Genomic DNA, 21659 nt, shown 5'->3' on the forward strand with positions numbered 1-21659 from the left:
CGGATCGGGTCGAACTACGATCTGTGTCACGGCTTCCTCGATCACACCGGGCTTTCCTTATGACCAGTTCTCACTCAATTACCGAAACATCTTTAATCGGCGGCATCCGCAACGACCAGCAGTGAAGTCAGAGGAATTACCGACCGCCACTGATCGGGAAGGGTCTCGTAATGGTCGAGGACAAGGGTGACTACGTCTTCGCCTGAGAGTAGACGCAGGCCGGAGCGCTGCCGTTCGATCATCAAAGCATCGCGGCTATATGCCCCCAGCGCAACGAACAAGGCAAGTTCCCCGTCTCCTTGGCTACCGATCAGTTGCTGAACTTCAGGCGCACCGGTGGTGTTGGTGCGATGTTTGCATTGGACCTTGATCTGAGGCGGTTCGACTCCGAGAGGGTCTTTGTGGGCGATCACATCGACGCCGCCGTCCTGGGAGTAGGCCGTGACTCGAGCTTGGTATCCCATTGCTCTGAGCAAGTCTGCGGTAAATTCCTCGAATTGGCGGTGAGTCAGTTTGGTGCTCAACGACTCCAGTATGAAATCGCGGGTGTGCCTTGCGATCCTGGAAGCGCGAGGCTCTTCGGAGGGTTCGTCTTGTGAACGCTGCTGGGCGGCATCATCGACGACACGGGCAACGGTGTCGACATCGTCGACTGCAGCATCGGTTTCGAGCGCGGCGAGAAACTCTGCTGTATGTGTCTTGATTCGAAACAGAGTCAATGCCGATCCTATTTCGTACAACGCAGGCTGAGTGAAGACGGTTCGTGACAAGCCGGTCTTCTTCCACTCGACTCGCACACGGTGACGGTGAGTAGGCGCCGAACTTTCATGGTAGTAGCCACTGGTCACTACGCCGATATTTATCGTACTGTCCGGCTTGTACGGCGCCACAATGACATCGCCTGACTTGATCTCGTGACCAAACTTGTACAGGATGCCCGCCCAGTTGGCTACCGCACCCGGCTTACTGTCGGGCCGATCGGTGACGAGCCGTTGTTTGAGTTCGTCACGTCCACCCGGGATCTGATGAAGGTCCCCGATCTCGTCCCAGCCGATGCTGACGAAGCCCTCGTCCACAAGCTTTTCGGTCAGCGTGTCGTTGTGGATTCCCCAGACCGTCATTCGGCCTGTTCCAGTCTCAGCGCGATCCCATGCATGATGTGAACAGTATGCGTCCAGGCGTGAGTCGTGGCCGGCGGCTGGGGTGAAGGCGGTCATGACCGCTTCTGCGTAACGAACGTGCAGACAGGTGGAGGCGCCTGGGTCTCGGGACCATAGCACTGCCGGATCGATATATGTAACCCGAAGTAGCAGAATTGATTTGATGTTTGCCTCACCGCCGGTCCGGATCTTTCTTAGGATTGACCCGGAGGTGCTGCCGATATTCGAACACATCCGAATGACGTGTAACAACCGTAAGTAATTGGTCGATTGACTGATCAACAGTGCCGACTTGTGTGGGTGTCCCCAACGCATGCGCGGCCCACGCCTCACCCGAGAGAAGCCTGTGCAGTCACAGCCCGACCCGTTCGATTTCAGCGAGTACTCGAGCTCGCAGGACGGTACAGACCCGCCACCACCGGATCCGAACGGACCGGTATGGGGCAGTTCTCCGACGTTCGGTGGGGGATTCGATACCTCATCCGATCCGTTCGGGCCGAGCACGATGTCCGCGACCGCAGCGCCCGACACCTTCGTGTCCCAGCAGGGCGCCTTTACCCAGGGCAAAACGCCTGCGGGTTGGGTAGCCGGAGCGTTCATGGCAGCACTCGTCGGATTGGTGCTGGCACTCGTCGCACTTCTCGGCGGCTCGGTCGTCCTCGCGTGGGTGGGGTGGGGTCTCGCTGTCTTCCTCGCCGCACCGCTCCTTGCCGCGCACATGTCTGCTGACACCAAGGAACGGGCGCGTCCGGTGTACCAACCGTCGAAACTGTCGCACACCGTCTACTGGGTAGCCCTCGTCCTCGCGGCAGCGGCGATCGTCCTGAGTGCATGGGAAATCGCTGAATGGATGGGTCGGCGGTGAAAAGACTCGCTGCAGTCATCGCCGTCCTGCTCGGCTGTCTGGTGATGGCCCCGACAGCCTCTGCTCAAGACCAAGGCCGAGACTCTGCTGTCGCGGACTTCGGTGGTTGCCTGGCGTCGCAGCGCGAAGGTGACCTGCTGCTCATGATCGACGAATCAGGAAGCCTGCAACAGGCAGATCCCGATGCAGCGCGCGTCGAAGCTGCGAACTATCTCCTCGGCCAGCTCGCCGCTTTCGGTAGCTCGGCCGGGGTCGCCCTCGACGTCGCGGTGGCGGGCTTCTCGTCGGACTTCACCATGCACGCGCCCTGGACGCGCCTCGATTCCGGCACGCTTCCGGAACTACGAAACGAGGTCGACGCATTCCGTTCGCGTACGTCCGGCCTCGACACCGACTATTGGCTTGCACTCGACGGGGCACGCGGTGCTCTCGCCGAACATGCGGCGGGTGGACCTGCGACCTGTCAGGCGATCGCGTGGTTCTCCGATGGAAAACTCGATTTCACCGCACGCGACGCCGAGAAGCCGTACGCACCAGGTCTCTCGATGTCCACCGACGAAGGCGTCGCGCAAGTCGTCGACGCGGCCCGTGAATCGATCTGCCGGCCTGCCGGCGTCGCCGACCAGCTGCGATCCTCGGGGATCGTCACGTTTGCGGTCGGCCTCGCGAACGGCACCGCCCAGGCCGCGGACTTCGATCTGATGAAATCCATCGCCACCGGTGAACCGGCTGCCGGACAGGCGTGCGGCGCGCGGACCGAACCCACACCCGGCGACTTCTACCTCGCGCAGAACATCGACGATCTGCTGTTCGCGTTCGACGCGTTCAGCAGCCCCGGTCAGGCACCGCTCGAGAACGAGACCGGCGTGTGCGCCGTAGAGGTGTGTGAGGAAGCGCAGCACCGCTTCGTCCTCGACAACTCCATCAGCCAGGTGACAGTGCTCGGATTCGCCGACGCGGAAGGCCTTGTGCCCACCCTGGTCGGCCCGGACGGTAGCGAACTACCGATGGCGTACACATCGACCGCCTCCACGGCGGCCGTCGACGGCGTCGCGGTCGATTACCGCTGGCTGTCGGACCGATCGGTGTCGTTCACGATGCAGCAGCCGGAATCGGAGCCCGGGCAGTGGCAAGGCATGTGGGCACTGGTGTTCGTCGACCCCGACGGGTCCGACCCCGGAGCCCGCTCCAAGTCGAACATCCACATCTCGGGCAATCTCTTCCCTGCACTGCTGGGGCAGGACGTCACGGCCATCCACGCAGGAGAGGTCACGTCGGCGGTGCAACTCGGCATCGTCGATTCCGATCGCGAGGAGGTAGACCCGTCCGAGCTACTCGGATCCGCGTCCCTGTCCGTGTCGCTCACCGACGCAGCCGGGACGGATCACACGCTGGCGTCGCAGGTGTCCAAGGACGAGATGGCGCAGCCGATCGAACTCGACCTGACCGACGTCGCACCCGGCGAAGCGACGTTGCGCCTCGTCCTCGAGGTGACCACCGCGGACGCGACGAACGCGTCCGGCGCGGTCATCGCTCCGGGCACCGACCTCACCCCGCAGTACGTCGACGTCCCGCTGACGCTGGCGCCGCCCATCGGATATCCGACGGTGCCCAGCCGACTCGACCTCGGTGCCGTGGAAGGCGCTGGCACCTTCCCCAGCGAGATGCAGATCGGCGGCCCGGGTTGCGTCTGGGCCGATCCGGCGTCGCCCGTACGGATCGATGCCGTCCCCGACGGCGTCGGCGACGCCACACTCACAGTCGGCGCTGCTACCTCACCCGAGAGTTGCTTGACGGTCGAAGAAGGTGCCACCGGCACCCTGCCGCTCGAACTCGTCGTGCCCGAGGCCGGTAACGGCGCGTACAACGGTTCTCTCCGACTGATGATTGCTCCGGACGGCGAGCTCGATCGCGCGATGCCCGTCGATGTACCGTTCACCGCGGAACTGCTCAAGCCGCTCAACAGCGGTCGCTTCTGGCTGATCTTCGCGTTGGTGTTCCTCGCCGGAATCGCTATCCCCTTTGCCATTCTGTATGGACTCAAATGGTTCGCCTCCCGTATTCCCGCGCAGACCCTCAAGGCGCAGAGCTTCCCGGTGACGATCTCCGACGGCGGTCTCCTGCGAAACGGGCAGCCATTCGCGCTGCACGACAACGACCTCATAGAAGCGGTCCGAGGCCTAGACAAGCCGGCACGCACGCTCGACGTCGACGGCGCGCGGCTCGAAACCCGGATGGGCGCGTCACCCGTCGGAGCCGGACATGTGATCGTGAAGGCCGCAGGAATGCTCGGGGCTTCCGGAGCCGCACCCGCGACCGATCGCCGCAGCGGCGATGCGCGACTCCCGCTGGCCGTCCACAACAATTGGGTGCTCCTGCACGACCCGGACGGTCCCGCCGACCACGCGACCCTGCTGCTGCTCGTCGGTGCGGGCGCATCGCACGAACGTGTGCAGGCGCTTGTCGACGAAGTCGGACGCAGGGCGCCTCGCCTGATCGACGACCTGCGCGCACGGGGCAACAACGGCGATTCCCAAGGCCCTGCTCAGCCCGTTGCAGCAGTAGCGACACACGCAGACCCCTTCGCTGCACCGTCGAGCCAACCGACCTTCGGCGCGCCACCGCCCTTCACCGGTAACGCGAGTCCACCGCCCGCGACCAATCCCGGAGCAACTCCGCCGGGGCAACCCTTCGACCCGTTCCGCCCACCCGGTGCCTGACGGTCACGCAACAACAGATTTTTTCGATTCGGAAGGACCGTAATGAGGCGATTTCTCGTAGTGGGTTGCGGCGGATCCGGCGCTGTCACCCTCGCGTACATGATGGATCAGCTCCGGTCCGACCTGGCTGCGGCGGGCGTCGACAAGATCCCCGGCGGCTGGCAGTTCGTCAGCGTCGATGTGCCGACCGCTCCCGAAGCCGGGCCGGACGGGCTCGGCAATGTCCGGGATCAGGGCGGCTACTACTTCGGCAGCGGACCACAGGGCGATTCGTACGCAGTGCTCGACAACGCGTTGAGCAACCAGCTCGGCGCACGCAACAGTCTCGACGAGATCGCCACCTGGGCGCCGCGAGATCCGTCTGCCGTCACGGTCCCGATCGGGTCGGGCGCCGGTCAGTACCGGGCGCTCGGCCGGATGATCACCTTGAGCAAGGCCGGCGGCATCCGCGACACGTTGCAGCATGCGTGGGACCAACTGTTCACGGTGCAGACCGCCACCGAGATGTCGGCGCTCGAGATCCCCGGTAGCGGGAGTTTCGAGCAGGACGAGTCGCCCGTCGTCCTCGTGGTGTCGTCGATGGCAGGCGGTGCCGGTGCGTCGATGGCTCTGGATGTGTGCCGGATTCTCACCCTCATCCCGAAGCTCGACCCGCGGCTCATGGGTGTATTCATGGTGGCCCCCGACATTTTCGACGGGCTCGGCCGCAGCGCGACCACCGGCGTACGCGCAAACGCACTCGCGATGCTCGGGGAGATCGTCGCGAGCCAGCTCGGGTCCGCCCGCGAGCACGACGTCGAGACACTGCGTGCGCTCGGCCAGCAGAGTGGCACGGGGGAGAAGGTGCCGTTCGCGCGGGTATTCCCCGTCGGCCGCCGTGTCGGCGTCGAAGGGGCACCGTTCGGCGACGGCTCCCAGAAGGCGATCTACCGCGGCTTGTCCCGCGGCCTCGCCGGCATGATGATGAGCGGCGCCGCGACCCGTCAGTTCGTGCAGTACGACCTCACCAACGGTGCCGGGCTGTCCGGCCAGCGCGACAACATCGGCTGGGGCGGGCAGTGGGACAACCTGCCGTGGGGAACCTACGGTTTCTCGAGTCTGAGCATGGGACGCGACCGGTACGCCGAGTACTCCGCGCAGCGCCTTGCCCGGAGCACCGTCGACCGCTTGCTCGACGGCCACCGCAACCCCGCGAACGTGGCGTCGGACGACGATCAGGTCAACGCGATTCTCGACAGTCAATGGCAGACGTTGCTCCAGACCATGGGACTGCCGGTGGTGCACGCGGATCCGCGCGGCGCACAGGTGGGTGTCGGTCCGTGGCTCACACAGACGGTGCTGCCGTCGGACGACGGCATGCGCATGGCGCGACAGATCGTCGAAAACGAACTGCGCGGCTATCTTCCGTCCGGTGGCGGCCTCAGTGCGTCGCAGTGGGTTCCCGAGATCAACCGCGCTCTCACCGCGCGTCGCCAGGCGCTGGCGACGTCGGCCGAGCAGCACGCGCTCGGTCATGCTTTCCAGTGGCACCGGCAACTCGGTGACCGAATCGAGCAGACGGTGTCGAAGGCCATCTCCGATCTGGGGCTGCCGTACGCAACAGCTGTGGTGAATCGGTTGTCCATCCTGGTCAAGGACCAGATCAGGGCCGGCGCCGACGAACTCTCGAAGCAGGGTCCTGCCGACATCACGGCACAGTCGGCCGAAACGGCCCAGATGCTGGGAGCGCTGAAGGGCAACATCGAAAGTGACGCCGACATCCTCGAGCGCGTCATCTCGAGCTGCAGCCAGAATGTGTACCGCCAGCTGTATGCGTCGTTGTCGGGCAAGGTCTCCGAGGTCGCGGCTGCGCTGGTGCCCGAGATCCTCAAGCCGCTGCTCGATGCGCTCAACGAATCCCAGACTGCGCTGCGCAAGGCGCGAAGCAAGCCGGCGAGCGACGTCGGCCTGGCCCGGTTGGCGACCGACCAGTACGGCGCATGGCCCGCCGACAAGAGCGATCGCGTGCCCAAGCGGTTCGCCGAGGCCAACAACGAAGTGATGCTCACGCCGTCGGCCGACTTCATGGACCAGTACAAGACCGACCTTCCGCTGGCCGTGTCGTCGGATGGCTTGGGCACGCCGCCGTTCGAGGACGCTGTCCACAGTGCGGTCGCCGATGTGGTGACCGGGATCTGGCCGACCATCGACGGAAGCAGGCCCCCGGGCGACGAGCATCCTCTGCTCGAGCGAACCTCCGCGTGGCGCACCCGGGCCTTCCCATTCGATCCGGGAACCCGCGAGGCGCTCGTTCCGTCGGCTGCGCGCTACGACGTGCACGTGCGTCCCCACGAGTTGCTCGAACGGGCACGTCAGTTCGTGGCCAGGACGGGGGAGTCGTTCGACCGGTTCTGCCGGGTGTCGTTGCGCGAGTACATCGAGGACATCACCGTCCCCGAGTATGCGCTCGACGAGCGGCGCGAGCGTCTCCGGTCGAAGTTCGTCGAGGCATTGTCGCTCGCCCGTCCGCTGGCCAGCGTCAACCAGCAGGCACTCGAAGCCCTGCATCCGGGCCAACAGATCGAGTACCGCTACAAGTTCACGTCGATCCCGTTCCTGAACCTTCCGGTGGCGGATGCGCTGTCGCAGGTGCTGCAGAAGAACACGATGATCGACCTCGAGACCCGTGCCGAGTTCATGCGGTTGTTGAACGAGGAGGACAAGCTCACCCGCATCGACATTTTCGGCTCGTATCCGAATTACTCTCCGCTCGCATACGATTCGGTGCTCACGCCGGCTGCGAAGCAGTGGGCGGATTCCACTCCCGCGCAACAGGAAGCGTTCTGGCAGTGGCGACGTTCTCGTCCGCTCGCGGCGTCACTACCGATGCACGAGAGTGAGCGGCGGGCCATGACCGCGGGCTGGTTCCTCGGCCTGGTAACCGGTCGTCTGCGTCTGCCCGCCGAACCGTACGACGAGCCGGTACGCGTGTGGGATGCCGCCACCTCGACCTGGGCGGACTTCCCGAATCCGCTGCTCACCCCGCCGGGCCGCTTCCTCGCCAACAATGATTGGCTGCCCGCGGTCCTCGAATCGGTGTTGCTCGCGATGGCGCGGTCGCACGAGTCGCCGGTGATGAGCTCGATGCTGCCCTACCGCGCGTTGCGTGCGATCTACGACGCATCTGCGGAGAAGCCGGCCAGTGGCATTCTCGAGGTCTCGGCCAAATCCGTGCTCACCGACTGGTTGCGCACCGGCGACACCGGGACAGGCTGGCAGTCGCAGGTCGCTGAAACCGGTGCGGAAATTCCGATCGAGATGCGAGCGAAGAACGCGATCACGTGGCTGTCCACGGTGCGCGATCTGACCGGTCAGCACTATCTGGCACCGGGGCAGGGCGGCGCCCCGGGCGGTGGCGTGTTCTCGACGATCACGGTGCGCGAGCAGGCGTCCCAAACACCCGTCTATCGCGACATCGCCGCCGACGTGTTCTGGGCCACCGGTGAACTCATCGACCTGATCGAGGAGTGCGCGGTGCGTGCGCAACAACCCGACCGTCACGAATTCGACAAGCAGAGCTCGAGTGCGCCGACACCGACGGCACAGACGTTCCAGATTCCGAACATGGGGCAGTTCTGATGACAAGGCCCGATACGCAGATCCTCACGGTGTTCGTGGCGACGCCGGGCCCCGCCGACGGGGTACGCGATGTGCTGCGCGATCTGTCTGCTGCGGATCTCGTCGGCCAGTACGTGTGGATCGACGACACTCGGGTCGACGCACCCAGCGCCCGTATTCCGGCCGTGGAGACGGTGCGGGGTCTCGAACACGTCGTTGCCCTGCAGGATCTCCTCGCCTCGCGTCACTACGACCTGGTACGACTGTGTGTTCTGGTCCCGAGCGGCGCGAGTATCGTGCCGGTGCGTCTTGAATCGGAGACCATGTTCGCCGACCTGCTGTCGTCGAATTCCGGTGGAGCGCGGTGTGTTCGGGTGCGCGTGCTGTTGCGCCGACCCGCTGACACGCATGCGGTGTCGACCATCCCGGCGCTCGCCGGATGGCACAACTTGCTCGTCGCACCGGAGGATTCACGGGGGCCGGGCATGGGCCACGAGTCTCTGAAACTGACCACCGATCCGGTCGACGTAGGACGACAGGCGGCGCCGGTCATCGTCGGCATCACCGGTCTGTGGACCGACATCGACCACACCCCGTTCGACGATCTACCCGTGCTACCCGGCAATTCGCTGCGGGTGGTGCGTTCGTTCTACCGTCGTCTCGACACATCCGCGGCCGAACATCGATTGCATTCGGAACTGCTGGATTTCGACGGGCAACTCCCTCTTCCACGCGATGCGGGAACCGCCGTGCTGTACGTCGATGACGTGCCGACTGCCACACGCCAGATGGCACAGGCATTGTGGACCAAGCACGGCCATCTGCTGACGAACGGCCGAGTACCTGCGCCCCAGCGACGGGAAGCGCGCCACATCCGGTTTCGCGACGCGATACGGATGTTCGGCCGGTTTCTCGCTGCCGTCCTCACCAACGCGCCGTCCCGTCTGATGAACCGCGCGGAGAATCGGGCATCTGCACGGCTGGCCGCCACCACTCAACGCGCGCTGTTCGGAGCCTCGCAGGGCGCTTACCGCGTGGTTGTCGGCGGGGTGGATGCCGACGGTCATCGCGCGGGCTGGGCCGAATACGAATCGGCGTCACGCGAAATCGGGGCCGTCCTCGACGGCGCCAAGAACGCCCCGCATGCCGCGGCACCCGACCTGTCGGCACTGTGGCGCGACTACTCCCGCGCTGCTCTGACCCTGGCAGATGCCAGCGAACGATCAGCGGGGCTTCCACCCGTCCAGGTGGGTGCTCACCGCGCCGTTCTGCGTTCGGCCTCGGACATCGTGCCGGGCCCGGTCGACGACTTCACCGATATCCCGGGCGTGGTGTCTGCAACGACTCTGACGCATGTCGTCGAAGCTCCCGACATCCTCGGCGTGGAGGAATTCCACGGTCGGCTGCGGGAGCTCGAGCAAGACCCCGTGATCGGACTGGATGCGCGCCGCACCGGTGCCGCGATCAAGGCATGGAGAGAACGCGGGCGAAGCAGCTTTGCAGTCGGCTTCGGCTCGATCCTCACAGACCGGCTCGCGTCCGACGTGTCCGAGGCAGGCAGGTTGCTCGAACGAGTGAAGAGCGCTGAAGCACTGCGAGATCCGGCCGAGGAGAGCGCCGACGTACACAAGCGGATGTTCCGCAATGTGCACATCGCGGGCGTGGTCGCTGTGGTGATCGCCGTGATCGCGGGCCTGCTGGCATGGCAGGAAATCATCACGTGGTGGGCCGGAGGCAGCATCATTGCGCTGTGTCTGCTGGGGTGGGCGACGGCGTTGACCTTGATCTGCTGGAAGTCACAGCAGTACCTCGAGAACCTCCTCGCGGAACGCGAAGCCATTACAGCCGCCAACGAGGCCGATCGCACGAACCTGCGCGCGACACTCCGCGAAATCGAAGTGCTGACCGGTGCCTACCGCCAGTACCTGTCGTGGAGCAGAGCGCTCGGTGCCTTCCTTGCGAAGCCGCTCGGTGTGGCCGAGCACGTTCTCACCGCACGCCGGCGGATCGAATGGGGCCTGCCGCGACACAGCGCGATCGGCTCGGGAAGCCCCGGCGACGACAAGGTGGCGCGTGTTGCCGACGAGCTCCGTCAGGATCTGTTCACTGTCGGATGGCTCACCGACCCGTGGGATACGGTCTCGCGCAGTGCGGGCGCCGCGCTCGGTGGGTCGGCGCAGGACATCGACCGCGACCCGAGTCTGCTCGCGATGAAGGCCGGCGCGGGTTCGGGTTCGCCGCTCGACGAGTGGTCGATTCTCTTTCACCGCGGTGAGGTGACATCGCGCGGCGCGGCAGTGCTGTGGCAGCGGGCGATGGGCGAACTCACCGGACCGCGAACAGCGCTCGCGCGCGAACTCGTCGGTGTGGTCGAGTACCGGGTCGATGGCGAGATCCAGCGAGCCGGTGTCGACGACTTCCTGGCAGGAGTGGGGCTTCCCACCGAGTCGGGATTCTTCGACCGGGCCGCGTTCAGCGACACCGCGACCATGCGGGGCACGTCCGCCGTGGCGGGCGAAGTGCTCACGTCGACGAGGGTGGGATGCGGACTCGTGGCCGTGACCACCCAATACACCGAGGGCATCTCGGCCGAAGATCTTGCCGAGCCGTCCGCGAAGCACGCCGCCACAGTCGAGGTCACGGAGGTCCCGGACATCGCGCTGCGACCCGCACAACCCGAAGACATTCGGGCCGGGCGCGCGGGCATCGGTTCGTATGTTGCTCCGGCCGTCGACGGCCTCAACTTCTGAGAGCGAGGGGTTCTGTGTCATCCAGCGGACCGGCGGCGTCGGACGTGGTTTTCGAAGCGTTGCAGCAGTGGCGGCAGCGCGAGATCGACGAGTCGCGGCTGCGGCCGGGTCTGATCAAGGACACGCATCTGCAGCAGATCATCCGATCGAATCGGCGAACTGTCGACGAGATCGAACCGATGTTGCCTCGGCATGCCAAGGCGCTCGTCGGCGGACTCGTCGACGCTCTCGCCGCCACTGGAGACGATGCGCAGGCCGGTGTCTCCACGTCGAAGCACGTGGCAGCGGAACCGGAGCCGATTCTCGAACCGGTGGAACCACTGCCCGGCAGCGAATTTCTGGTGGATCTGCAGACCGAGGACTTCTGCGAGTTCCTCCACGGAGAATCCGAGTACGAAGTCGGCCCGATCACCATCACCCCGGAGCCGCGTGGCGGTCACCGTCTCGAATGGACCGGTCTTCCCGAACGTTCCGGCACGGCCGTGCTGTATCGGGTGGTGTCCGGTGAAACCCACCGTGCCTACAAACCGGAGGCGGGCAGGCTCGTGGGCGTCACCCGCGGCACGCTGATGGTCGATACCGCGCCGTCGGCTGCCGCCGTGCGTTACCTACAGGTGTGGGCGCACATCGGGAGCAATGAGAAGGACGCGGCCGAGCGTCAGCCGATCCTCCTGGCAGAGGGGCACCTGCTGAGTGCCGTGGACGGTTTCGTCGTCATCGAGGACGACGGCACGGTCATCGGGCAATGGTCGGTATGGCCGGGAGTCTCGCGTGTCCGGGTCCTGCGGATCCCGCTCGACGGGCGTTCGCCCGTCACCAACGATCCGCGACACCGAATTCTCGCCGACCAACCGAATTTCGGCGGCTTCGTCGATCGCGATGCGCAGCGCGGACACCGCTACCTGTACCGGGCAATCTGCGAGGTCGACGTGGACGGCCAGACGAGACTGTCTCCGGCCGCGCAGGAGGAGGTGCTCGTCTCCGCGGTGCTCGAGCCGGTGTCGGATCTGAAGATCACCACGTATGGCGAGGGCGACGGCCTCCATTTCGATCTCGGCTGGACCCCACCGGCCATCGGCACGGTGGTCATGTACCGCACCGAAACCGCACCCCGAGCAGGTATCGATCGGGCCTTGCTGGACGCAAGTGCCCTGGCCGTCTCCGGTGGACTGCCGGAATCGGCGAAGCTGGTGCATCCCGTGGTGGTCGAGCAGAGCGGCCGGCACGCGATGACCACCGTGTCGTGGCCGAGAGGGTGGGTGCGCGCCTACTTCACACCCGTGACCGTGCTCGACGGACAGGTCCAAGTGGGGCACACCGTCATCGCCACCCGACCGCTGCCGGCATTGGCCGGCGTCCGGATCGTCGAAAGGTGCACCGAGCAGGTGGTGACCTTCCCATGGCCGGAGGGGGCAGCGTCCGTCTCTGTGTATGTCAGTGCACCTCAGGTACCTGCGGAGCACGCTGTGGAGCAGAGGCCGGTCGCGGAGATCTCACGCTCCCAGTACGAACGGGACGGCGGCCTGCACCTGTCGGATCCGCTGTCGGGGCAGGGCTGCGCGGTGCATGTGGTGGCCATCGCCTACACCGCTGGTGAGCGCATCGTGGGCATCCCCGCCACCGTCGCCTACCCGGGCCTTCTGCGCATCCAGTACACGGTCGAACCTCGGCTCACTCCCAGCGGTGGCGTTGTCCTCGCTATCCGGCTGGCGTCCGAGACCGAACTGTCCACGGCACCACCTTTCGTCGTGATCCACAATCCGGTGCGGTTGCCGCTGAGCGCGCGGGACGGTCAGCCACTGGAAGTCCGGGGAGGCGTCGGCTCCCGCCCGGGCGCACGCAACTTCCATCCGAAGGGACTCCGTCGCGAGTGGGGACAGCCATGGCTGGTCGACGTCGGTACCCAGCACGGGTTCGTGCGGGTGTTCGCCGACGTCCGCCCCGAGCAGGCACGCACCATCGCGCTGCTCGATCCGCCGATCGAGCAGATCAACCTCGACCTCATCGACCGGACTCCGATCGAAGCGCCGGTGGAGTGACGTGACCGCCCACGACGCCGACCGCCCGAGGTTCGGCCAGCTCACCTATACCTCCTTCGACCGCCCCGGTGCCGCCAGCGGTGGCGGTTGGCAGGTCAAGGAGAGCACCGGAGCTCTCACTCCGGACGAGGAGGAACGACTGCGCGAAGGCGTCGTGACGAGGTTCGAATCGGTCCGCCCCATCCCGAGGTTTCCGAACACCGAAGAGGTACGCAGCCGGCCTCGGCGCTTGATGTATGCCCCAGGGACGGACAACACCGGCTTCTACTGGCACACGGTTCCGGCCGGCGCCGACGCATCCGGAAGACCCGGAAACGTATTCGCCCACGCGATCCTCGACCGGCGCACCGATGCCGTAGACAGCACGCGGCCGATCGAACGATGGGGCGCGCGTGAGTGGCTCGCACCCTATGGAGCGGACGACGTTGCTGCCGCCACACTCTCGTTTTTCGATCCGAAGCCGGGTGGGCTCACATCGCGTGAGTCCACACTGGAGTTCCTCCTCGACCCGAACATGTGGCGGATCGGCGTATTCAGCGTTCTGCTCGACGCGGTCGCTCGGGCCTTCGACGGTGGATCGCCCGTGGTGCTCGGCTGTGCGGACTCGGAAAGAGCAGCCCGCTGGATCGCCGCTGTCTCACACTTCATGTCGCCGGGAACCAGCCGGCGTTTCGGTTGGTCGACATTCGACAGGCTGCATACAGCCGACGACGCCATTGCGAGCGGCGCCCGCCTGGTCGCGGTTCCGCTCGAAGACCTTCCCGGAGACACACCGGGATGCATTGTGTTCGGCGAGAACGAATCTCCCGATCTCGGTGAGCTGGACGGCGAACCCCATTGCGTCGCCAACGGCGACATGGTGCCGGTGACCCCGTGGTCGCTGCTCGCGCAGACCGTCCTCGTCGACGAGTCGGTGGCCGCCCGCACCCTGGCTCATCAGGACGAGATCGCGAGGAAGGTGGGCGACAGCGAGCTGTCGCCGATGTGGCCGCTGGCGATGGCGGTGGTAGCGGAGAGCGACCTGCACGATTCCCTGGACGAGGCAACGACCGTGCTCCTGGAACACAGCCCCGACACGGTGGCGGAGTCGGAGTTCGCGTCGTACATCGTCGACGTCGTCGACCGCCACCTCGGCGAGACCGCTGATCAGGCAGCCCGAGCGCTGGGCCGGTGGCATGCGGACGACAGTTTGGCTCCGGTGGTACGTAGCCTCGCCGGCCGGGTGTTCGCGTTCAGGGTGTTCGACGATCACGCGTGGTTCGCGAACGCCGATCCTGCCCAGCGTGTACTGCTCGAATACTGCGACCGGATACCCGAACTTCTGAGGGAAGCCGACCGGCTTCTCGGTGAAATGCGAATCCACGTCAGCTCTGCGCACCGTATCGAAGATGCTGCGCGAGAGGTACTCCGCACCCTCGATGCGTTGATCCGAGCCGACCTCGTGAGCGATCGAGGCGAAGAGCTGGTCTTCGAGATCCTCGAGCTCGTGGTGGTGCCGGTGCTGTGCGATCGGATTCAGGGTCCGCAGCTCGTCGCGGAGGTCGGCCAGGTCGGGGAACCGACGTGCATCGAATACCTGCAACCGGCCGTGATCACGCACCCTGATTTCATCGGCCGTCCGCTCGGATCTCGACTCGAACGGTCCGTGTTCGCGTGGCTCGCGAGCAGCCTGGCCGGGATCCCCACCTTCGATGACTTCGATGCGGATCCGTCCCTTGTGAACACTCCCCAGAGCGTGATCATCGCCGAAGGCGTCTTCGCGCTCACTGAGCAAGGGGAGGGGGAGCGAGTGCGGCCCGAACTGGCGACCGTCGCGCTGTGGCGCGCCTTCTTCGAGCTCGACGAGGGCGCAGGACCGATCCGCGAGCTGGACGCTGTCGCTGGGGCCCAGCAGTGGACCGCTCCGCAATGGTGCCGAGTGGTCGAGACGTACCGGCGAGTGGTGGCTCCGCGCTTCCTTCAAGACCTCGTGGTCGGTGATCCGTGGAGCTCGCACATCGACATGCTCGCCCGGCACATCCTGCACCTCCTGAACAACGAACGTGCGGCATCGTGGCAGGAAGACCCGCATCACGACGCACTCGCCGGGGCATGGGCGTTGATTCGGCTGCGGAACAGTTGGGACAGGATCGGCGAACGCGATCTGGATCGGGATCTCGGTCGGTGCGGTCTGCCGACAATCACCGACTACGCCCGACATTACGACGCAGATCTGCCCGACGATGTCCTCGCCGCGCTGGCCGTGTTCATCGTGGCGGCGAAGGCCCGGTCGATGAAGATTCCGGCGCTGCCACCGAAGCATGTCAAGGCACTTGCCGATGCGGTCGAACTCAACGCCGGGTTCGTCGTCGACTCGCTTGTCGACCTCGCGCAATCCGGTGCAATAGACGAACATTGGTTGATCGCGTACGCCGTGCTGAGCTCACCCAATGCTCCTGATGTGGCTCGGGTGGCCGACGCCCTCGGTGTGCTGGCGCATTTCGTTGTCGGGCCTGAGTCCGCTCGGCGCGGACTTCTCGACGAAGTAGCAACGGAGATCCTGCCGAAGCCGTGGAACCTAGGGCCCCGGGACCTTCGCAGCGTCCATGCCGCGGTTCGTGCCGAACTCATGGAGTTTCGCGACCGCGATGTTGACAGAGCCCGTGAAGCCTACGCAGGGTTCGTCGAGTGGTGGTACGACCAGCGACTCTCCGATGCAGAACGTGCACTACCCAGGCCGAGAGGACAGATCTGATGCCCGGTTACGTACTCGATGGTGCCGGCAGAGTGGAGTTGCCGCGGCAGCCGCTCGCCGTCACCGTGACCGCGCTCGACGTGCCGGTGACGGTCCGCGCGATCACCACCGACGGCGTGGACGCCCCCTCGGTGCTGTACCCGAAGCCCGGCTTCGTGGTACTTCCACGAGTCGATTCCGAGGTCGTCGTTGTGGCGACACCGGGCAACGATCTGGGCTTCCCTCAGGGCACCGTGCTCCAAGCCACCGTTGCTGTCGACAGCAGCCACAGCCTCGATCCCGATCGCGCTGAGCTGACACCGCTCGATGTGTCGGGGCTTCACCACGTCGAACTTGCGACGATCGCGCCCGCCGGGCAGCGACTCGCTGTTGCCGCGCGGAAAACCGCCGTCGACGTACCGCTCACCGACCTCGGTGCCCGCGCGCGGTCCGCGGCGCGTGGGGCGCTCGGCGTCGACCGATTGCCAGAGAACCGGCAGGTGCGGGTGGAGGTGGATGTCGACACCACGATGTCGATGCTTCCGCTCATCGAGGACGGCAGCATCCGTGACGTCGTCGACCTGCTCACCGGTGTCGCTGCAGTCATCGGACGCCGAGAAGAACTGCACGTCAACCTCATCGGTCGTGGTGCGACCACATTGCCGATCGTCGAATTGCGAACTGCAGCTACGCAGGTGCAGACGTCACTCGACTCTGCGGGGCTGGGGATCGGATTCCGATCGGCCGCAGTGGACCGATCGCACTACACCGAGCCGACGCTTGTCTTCATCGTCACCGACGGTGTGCCGGCCGACCACACGGCCACTGTCGCTGGAGTTCGCCGACGCCCGATCGTTCTTCAGAGCGGTGAGGCAAACGGCAGCTTGCTCGGCAATCCACAGGAACTGTTCCAGACCGTGAAGTCGCTTGTGTCGGGTCTGACCACAGCGGAGTCGGAAGGTGCGTTCGCATGACCAAATGCCCACGGTGCTTCACGGTGTTGCCCGCCGACCGCACGGCATGGGTGCCTACCGCGCCTGCCGAGGTGGAACCCGACCAGATCGCCACCGCATATCAGGGCGCGCCAGTGCGTTCCGGGAAGGTCGTGCACCTCGACCGTCCGGCCGGTGCCGGCGACGACTGGTCACCCGATGCCGAGTTGGTGGAAGGGAAAGCCGACGGACCCGCAGTCGAGGTGTGCCCGACGTGCCACTACCGACTGCCCGGAGGGCTGAGGGGTGCGCAGACCACGTGCATCGCAATGGCGGGTGCTCGCGCGACGGGAAAGACCGTCTACATCGCAGTTCTCGTCAAGACCTTGCAGCTGTTGGGGGAACGCCTCAACTGCGTGGTGGAGCCGGCGACGGCCGAGACCGAAATGGTCTACCGGGAGCTGTACGAGAAGCCGCTGTACGAAGAGCGCGGCATCCTCGAATCCACGCCCGCGGCACACACGAGCAACCAGTATCAGCGGGAGCCTCTGATCTTCTCGCTCGGCACGTGGAAGGGGCGCCGCCAGTACCTGGTGTTGCGGGATGTGGCGGGGGAGGACCTGGAGAATCCCAATAACGTACACGTGCAGCACATGCGGTTCTTCGCTCAGGCCGACGGTGTGGTGTTCATGTTCGATCCGCTCAAGGTCGAATCGGTGCGGCAGCAACTGCATGATCTCGTGCCGGTGCAGGAACGAGTGGGTGGCGATCCACGCTCTGTGCTACGCACTGTGCTGTCGATCGTCGGGGATGCAACACCCAACCTCGCGGTGGTGCTGTCGAAGTTCGACGCGCTACAGGCACTGAACCATGTCGAGGGCAGCGACTGGAGTGAGATCATGGCGCAGAAGGGTGCGGCTTTCTCCCGCGACCCGAGCCTTCAGTACGCACCGTACAACGAGATGGATGGGCGGTTGTTGCACGAGGAGGTGCGGAGCTTGCTCGACAAGCTCGAGGCCAAGGCGATGGTGATGGCTGTCGATCAGCCGCACACCGGGGCTGCGTTGAACAACAGGTTCTTTGCCGTCTCCGCGCTCGGGGAGTCGCCGGTGGGGGATCGGCTCCACCACAACGGTATTTCGCCGTTCCGATGCCTTGATCCCGTGCGGTGGGTATTGGCGCAGCGGGGGGTGTGGGTGTAGTCCGATCGAACGATATATTGGATGTAACGCCTAAACGCACCCGGCATGGTTGTGTAGACGCACTTGAAACCGAAGCCGCTTCGCTCGATTCGCCCTGCTTCCAGGAACATTGCAGGCCGGTCGCCCCAGATTACTTCCACAGGTCGACTGTGGGCTCGTCTCACCGTTGCCTGCGCCTGTTTAACCTCGATCTTTCTTCCTGCTGACATGCTTGCCTGATCTGTTCGAGATTGGGCTTTTCCGACCCGTCCGTCGCTATTGAGCGCGGTCGGGTTGCCGATGTCGTTCGGCTGGTCGCCCGGGTCTACGCGCCGGGAGTTCTTCGTGTCGACGGACGGATGGTTGTCGATCAGATCGGCGCAGGCAGGGCCGCCAATCGGTTCAGGGCATAGGTGATCACCTTCCTCCACGTCGCGTCTTTCGACAGTCGAAGATGGGTTCGGCGGGCGTGGGTAGCAATGCGACCTGCGATCGAAAAAACCCGTAGTCGTAGCCGTTTCGGTTCCCACCTGCGGGCATCATGGTCGGTGAATCCGAGCATCTGCATCCAGGCTGTCAGGTCGAGGGCGAGTTGCACGATCGCCAACCAGATCCTGTTCTGATCGAAACCGTGCAGCGGCAGGTTCGACAGTCCGGTATCTTTCGCGACACGGATGCGGTCTTCGCAGCGTGCACGGCGGCGATGATCCATCCCGGCATTTCCGGAGGGCTCAGATTGTGAGTGCATCCTCCGGATTGAGGGTGCGCATCCGATCGTAGTGGAGTTGCTCGGCGTGGTCTGGGGTGAGGTCGTGGCAGTAGCTGTGCGGCCGCTCCCTGTTGTAGAACGCGACCCACTGCGCGGTGGCCAACGACAGCTCGGCGGCACCGGGGTATCGGGGCCCGTTGTCGACGAGTTCATTTTTGTAGTCGGCGTTCACCGATTCGGCCAGCGCATTGTCGTAGCTATCACCGACCGAACCTATCGACGCAGCGATCCTCTTGTCGGCCAAACGCTGCCCGAACGCGATGGCAGCATATTGCGAACCGGCGTCGCTGTGATGGACGAGTGCACTCAAATCAACTACACCAGAACGCTTTCGGTAATCGATAGCGTTGGTGATGGCCGCGTCGACGAGATGGGTGGACATCTCCGACGCCACCTTCCAACCGACGATCTTGCGGGCAAAGACGTCGATGACGAACGCAGTGAAGGCCCACCCCGACATCGTGCGGCAATAGGTAAAGTCGGCTACCCACAGCCGGTCCGGTGCCACCGCGGCGAAGTGGCGGTTGACCAGATCCTTCGCCCGCGGGTTCGCGGGGTCCGGGGTCGTGGTGCGGACCCGCTTGCGTTTGAGCGTACCGTGCCATCCCATTTCCCGCATAAGTCGTTCAACGGTGCACCGGGCAACCTCATGCCCGCTGCTGCGCAACACAATCCACGTCTTACGTGAACCCAACACGCGGGCGAGCGGCTGCCTCTCGCGGAGCATGTAGATCGCGTCGATGACCTGAGCATCCGATCGCATCCGGGCACAGGGACCCCGGCCGGCATGGTCGTAGAACGTGGACGGGGCAATGTGAATGCCGTGCTCAGAAAGCACTGCACACATTGAATCGACACCCCAGACAAGACCATCCGCACCCACCCGGATTCCCTGGTGAGTGCGGATGAAGTCCACAACTATCGGTGTGGCCGGTCGATCTCGGCCGCGAAGAAAGCCGACGCAGCCTTCAGGATCCCGTTCGCCCGCTTGAGCTCGGCGTTCTCCTGCCGTAACTTGCGGATGACCTCACCCTCGGGCTCCCCGCCAGCGCCGTAGGTAGGCACCTTGCGCACCCACTGGCGCACGGTCTCCGCGGCGCCCACGCCGAGCAGATCCGCGGTCTTGCGCATCGCCGCCCACTCCGTGTCACCTTGGGCCACCAACTGCGCGACCATGTCAACGGCGTCCTTCTTCAACTCCGCCGAGTAACGCTTCGATCCTGCTGCCATGGGATACATCTTTCCCTGAGAGGAGCTCTCCGGAAATGCCGGGATGGATCAGACCGACGGGGGCAGCGAGGCATCGGAAGGCGCCGGACGTGCGGGACGCTGGCCCCGTCTCGACGACACTCAGATCGCCGCAATCAGAGACGAACTGCTCAAAGGACCCCAAGCGAATGGCTTCGCGACCGGAGTGTGGACCCTGGGCAGGGTCGCAATCGTGATCGAGCGGCTGACCGGCGTGACCTACGGACCCACTCAGACGTGGACGATCCTGCGGACCCGACTGGGCTGGAGCCGACAGCGACCCGCACGGCGGGCAGTCGAACGCGACGAGGACGCCATCGTCGCGTGGCGCGAGAACGAGTGCCGCGGATAAAAAATAGCGCGGCGCCGAGGTGCATGGATCTGCTTCCAGGACGAAAGCGGTGTGTCGCTGCTCCCGGTGGTCCGCGCAACCTGGGCGCCGAAAGGTGTGACACCGGTTCTGCATCACCGGTTCTCTTGGAAACGCATGTCCATGGCCGGTGTCCTGGCCTATCGACCCGATCGCAGCCGCAGTGCGTTCGTGTTTTCCATGACCGACGGCTCGTACAACACCGACAAGCTCATCGAGTTCCTCACCGAACTGCGCGCTCATTTCGCGGGCGAGAAGGTCATCGTGATCTGGGACGGACTGATGGCCCACCGGTCCCGGGCGATGACCGCGTGGCTGGCCACCCAACGCGATTGGCTTCACGTCGAACGCCTGCCCGCGTATGCGCCTGAGCTCAATCCCATCGAACAGGTCTGGGGGAACATGAAATCCACCGAGCTGGCCAATCTCTGCCCCGATATCCTCGACGAAGTTCGCGTCGCAACCGAGGCCGGGCTGGTCCGGTTCGGGTCGAACTACGACCTGTGCCACAGCTTCCTCGACCACACCGGGCTTTCCTTGTGATCAATGCTCACTCAATTAGCGAAACGTCTTTAAGGGCTACTGCTCGGACACCGCTATCCGCCAACGCTGGGATCAGGTCTGTACCCGCAACCTTGCTGAAGCTTTCTTTGCCGAAGCCGTCGTATTGGTAGAGGGTGAAAGTGACAAGAGCATCATGGACGGCATCGCGAGTCGCCCGGGCCAAGAACAATTCGAAGTTGATGGGATCACCGTCGCGCAAGCGCAGAGCAGACAGCACTTGTACACACCGCATGCAATTCTGGCGGAACTGAAAATCCCGACCCTTGTCATCTTCGACAACGATAGCGGTCGCGGTGACCGGGTTCGCGCAAAGATTGCAAAAGGAGGATCGGGCAACCCCGAAGCAGACGAGCGCAACGCAGCACAAGAAAACCGCTTGTTGCTGCGCTATCTCGGTGAAACTGAACAAGATTTTCCTGTCGGAACAGTCAGCGAACGAGTCTTCGTATGGGATGACACGCTCGAAGCTGTCCTGCACAGGGATTGGGAAGCCTGGGAAACGACCCGACGTAGCTTGGTCGAATCGGGACGTGGCATCGAGGTGCGCGGTGGAAAGAACCCGGCCACATACGCCCTCGCGGCTCAAGAATGCCCGGACAAACCGAGCGGATCGTTGCTCGACGCGATTAAGATGGCGCAAGCACTCATCACCTAAAGTCCAGCGACGGGCTGAAGCATCAGTCAGTGGCTCTGGGCTGGCCGCGTGCCGGCGGATATGCCTCTCATCGTGCGTAGCACCGGTGGTGGACTG

The 21659-nt window shown here is 64.7% G+C and carries 13 protein-coding genes and 1 pseudogene; 11 read left to right on the plus strand and 3 right to left on the minus strand.

What is annotated here, in order from left to right; genetic code table 11:
* Positions 1–92 precede the first annotated feature (92 nt).
* A complete protein-coding gene (locus tag ACFWCF_RS12480) occupies positions 93–1217 on the minus strand; it encodes a restriction endonuclease (protein WP_378561507.1) in 1125 nt (374 codons plus the stop codon).
* 256 nt (positions 1218–1473) lie between these two features.
* Here ACFWCF_RS12480 and ACFWCF_RS12485 point away from each other — a divergent pair, with 256 nt between their 5' ends.
* From ACFWCF_RS12485 to ACFWCF_RS12520, 8 genes are read left to right on the plus strand one after another with little or no spacing between them, the layout of a single operon-like run.
* The gene (locus tag ACFWCF_RS12485) at positions 1474–2025 is read left to right on the plus strand and encodes a hypothetical protein (protein WP_378561510.1); all 552 of its coding nucleotides are present in this window, start codon (positions 1474–1476) and stop codon (positions 2023–2025) included.
* On the plus strand, positions 2022–4745 hold the full coding sequence (locus ACFWCF_RS12490; protein WP_378561513.1) for a hypothetical protein: 2724 nt from the start codon (positions 2022–2024) through the stop codon (positions 4743–4745). Before ACFWCF_RS12485 ends, ACFWCF_RS12490 begins: the two co-directional genes overlap by 4 nt.
* 42 nt (positions 4746–4787) lie before the next feature.
* Positions 4788–8363, plus strand: coding sequence for a tubulin-like doman-containing protein (locus ACFWCF_RS12495; protein ID WP_378561516.1), 3576 nt, complete (start codon positions 4788–4790; stop codon positions 8361–8363).
* Positions 8363–11092, plus strand: coding sequence for a magnesium transporter (locus ACFWCF_RS12500; protein WP_378561519.1), 2730 nt, complete (start codon positions 8363–8365; stop codon positions 11090–11092). The genes ACFWCF_RS12495 and ACFWCF_RS12500 overlap by 1 nt, the downstream gene beginning before the upstream one ends.
* A 14-nt stretch (positions 11093–11106) precedes the next feature.
* Positions 11107–13131 carry a hypothetical protein gene (locus ACFWCF_RS12505; RefSeq protein WP_378561522.1) on the plus strand — a complete coding sequence of 675 codons (2025 nt, stop codon included), beginning with the start codon at positions 11107–11109 and terminating at the stop codon, positions 13129–13131.
* Between the two features lies 1 nt (position 13132).
* A complete protein-coding gene (locus tag ACFWCF_RS12510) occupies positions 13133–15865 on the plus strand; it encodes a hypothetical protein (protein ID WP_378561525.1) in 2733 nt (910 codons plus the stop codon).
* Positions 15865–16818 (plus strand): hypothetical protein, encoded by a 954-nt coding sequence (locus tag ACFWCF_RS12515; protein ID WP_378561528.1) that lies wholly within the window; start codon positions 15865–15867, stop codon positions 16816–16818. The genes ACFWCF_RS12510 and ACFWCF_RS12515 overlap by 1 nt, the downstream gene beginning before the upstream one ends.
* Positions 16815–17978: a hypothetical protein gene (locus tag ACFWCF_RS12520; protein WP_378561531.1), complete on the plus strand. Its 1164-nt coding sequence runs from the start codon at positions 16815–16817 to the stop codon at positions 17976–17978. Before ACFWCF_RS12515 ends, ACFWCF_RS12520 begins: the two co-directional genes overlap by 4 nt.
* 349 nt (positions 17979–18327) lie before the next feature.
* Here the strand turns inward: ACFWCF_RS12520 and ACFWCF_RS12525 are convergent.
* Together ACFWCF_RS12525 and ACFWCF_RS12530 are read right to left on the minus strand one after the other, a co-directional pair.
* Positions 18328–18663: pseudogene (locus ACFWCF_RS12525) on the minus strand (transposase); the annotation flags it as partial.
* A 25-nt stretch (positions 18664–18688) separates the two neighbouring features.
* Positions 18689–19956, minus strand: a protein-coding gene (locus tag ACFWCF_RS12530; protein ID WP_378561534.1) for an IS3 family transposase whose coding sequence is annotated in 2 segments (ribosomal slippage) — positions 18689–19683 and positions 19683–19956 — 1269 coding nt in all. Because the reading frame shifts where the segments join, the coding sequence is not laid out codon by codon here.
* Between the two features lie 43 nt (positions 19957–19999).
* On the opposite strand from ACFWCF_RS12530, the gene ACFWCF_RS12535 reads away from it, so the two are divergent.
* From ACFWCF_RS12535 to ACFWCF_RS12545, 3 genes are read left to right on the plus strand one after another with little or no spacing between them, the layout of a single operon-like run.
* Complete coding sequence (locus tag ACFWCF_RS12535) at positions 20000–20326, plus strand: winged helix-turn-helix domain-containing protein (protein ID WP_378561537.1); 327 nt, start codon at positions 20000–20002, stop codon at positions 20324–20326.
* A 27-nt stretch (positions 20327–20353) separates the two neighbouring features.
* Positions 20354–20887, plus strand: coding sequence for an IS630 family transposase (locus tag ACFWCF_RS12540; RefSeq protein ID WP_378562044.1), 534 nt, complete (start codon positions 20354–20356; stop codon positions 20885–20887).
* A 55-nt stretch (positions 20888–20942) separates the two neighbouring features.
* Complete coding sequence (locus tag ACFWCF_RS12545) at positions 20943–21563, plus strand: TOPRIM nucleotidyl transferase/hydrolase domain-containing protein (RefSeq protein WP_378562046.1); 621 nt, start codon at positions 20943–20945, stop codon at positions 21561–21563.
* The last annotated feature ends 96 nt before the right edge of the window (positions 21564–21659 follow it).

This window comes from Rhodococcus sp. NPDC060090 (genome assembly GCF_042729855.1).
Lineage (GTDB): Bacteria > Actinomycetota > Actinomycetes > Mycobacteriales > Mycobacteriaceae > Rhodococcus.

Coding starts and splice junctions, on each gene's coding strand:
- ACFWCF_RS12495 (WP_378561516.1), top strand. CDS start 4,788: ATGAGGCGATTTCTCGTAGTGGGTTGCGGCGGATCCGGCGCTGTCACC.
- ACFWCF_RS12515 (WP_378561528.1), top strand. CDS start 15,865: ATGCCCGGTTACGTACTCGATGGTGCCGGCAGAGTGGAGTTGCCGCGG.
- ACFWCF_RS12520 (WP_378561531.1), top strand. CDS start 16,815: ATGACCAAATGCCCACGGTGCTTCACGGTGTTGCCCGCCGACCGCACG.
- ACFWCF_RS12485 (WP_378561510.1), top strand. CDS start 1,474: ATGCGCGGCCCACGCCTCACCCGAGAGAAGCCTGTGCAGTCACAGCCC.
- ACFWCF_RS12535 (WP_378561537.1), top strand. CDS start 20,000: ATGGATCAGACCGACGGGGGCAGCGAGGCATCGGAAGGCGCCGGACGT.
- ACFWCF_RS12480 (WP_378561507.1), bottom strand. CDS start 1,217: ATGACCGCCTTCACCCCAGCCGCCGGCCACGACTCACGCCTGGACGCA.
- ACFWCF_RS12500 (WP_378561519.1), top strand. CDS start 8,363: ATGACAAGGCCCGATACGCAGATCCTCACGGTGTTCGTGGCGACGCCG.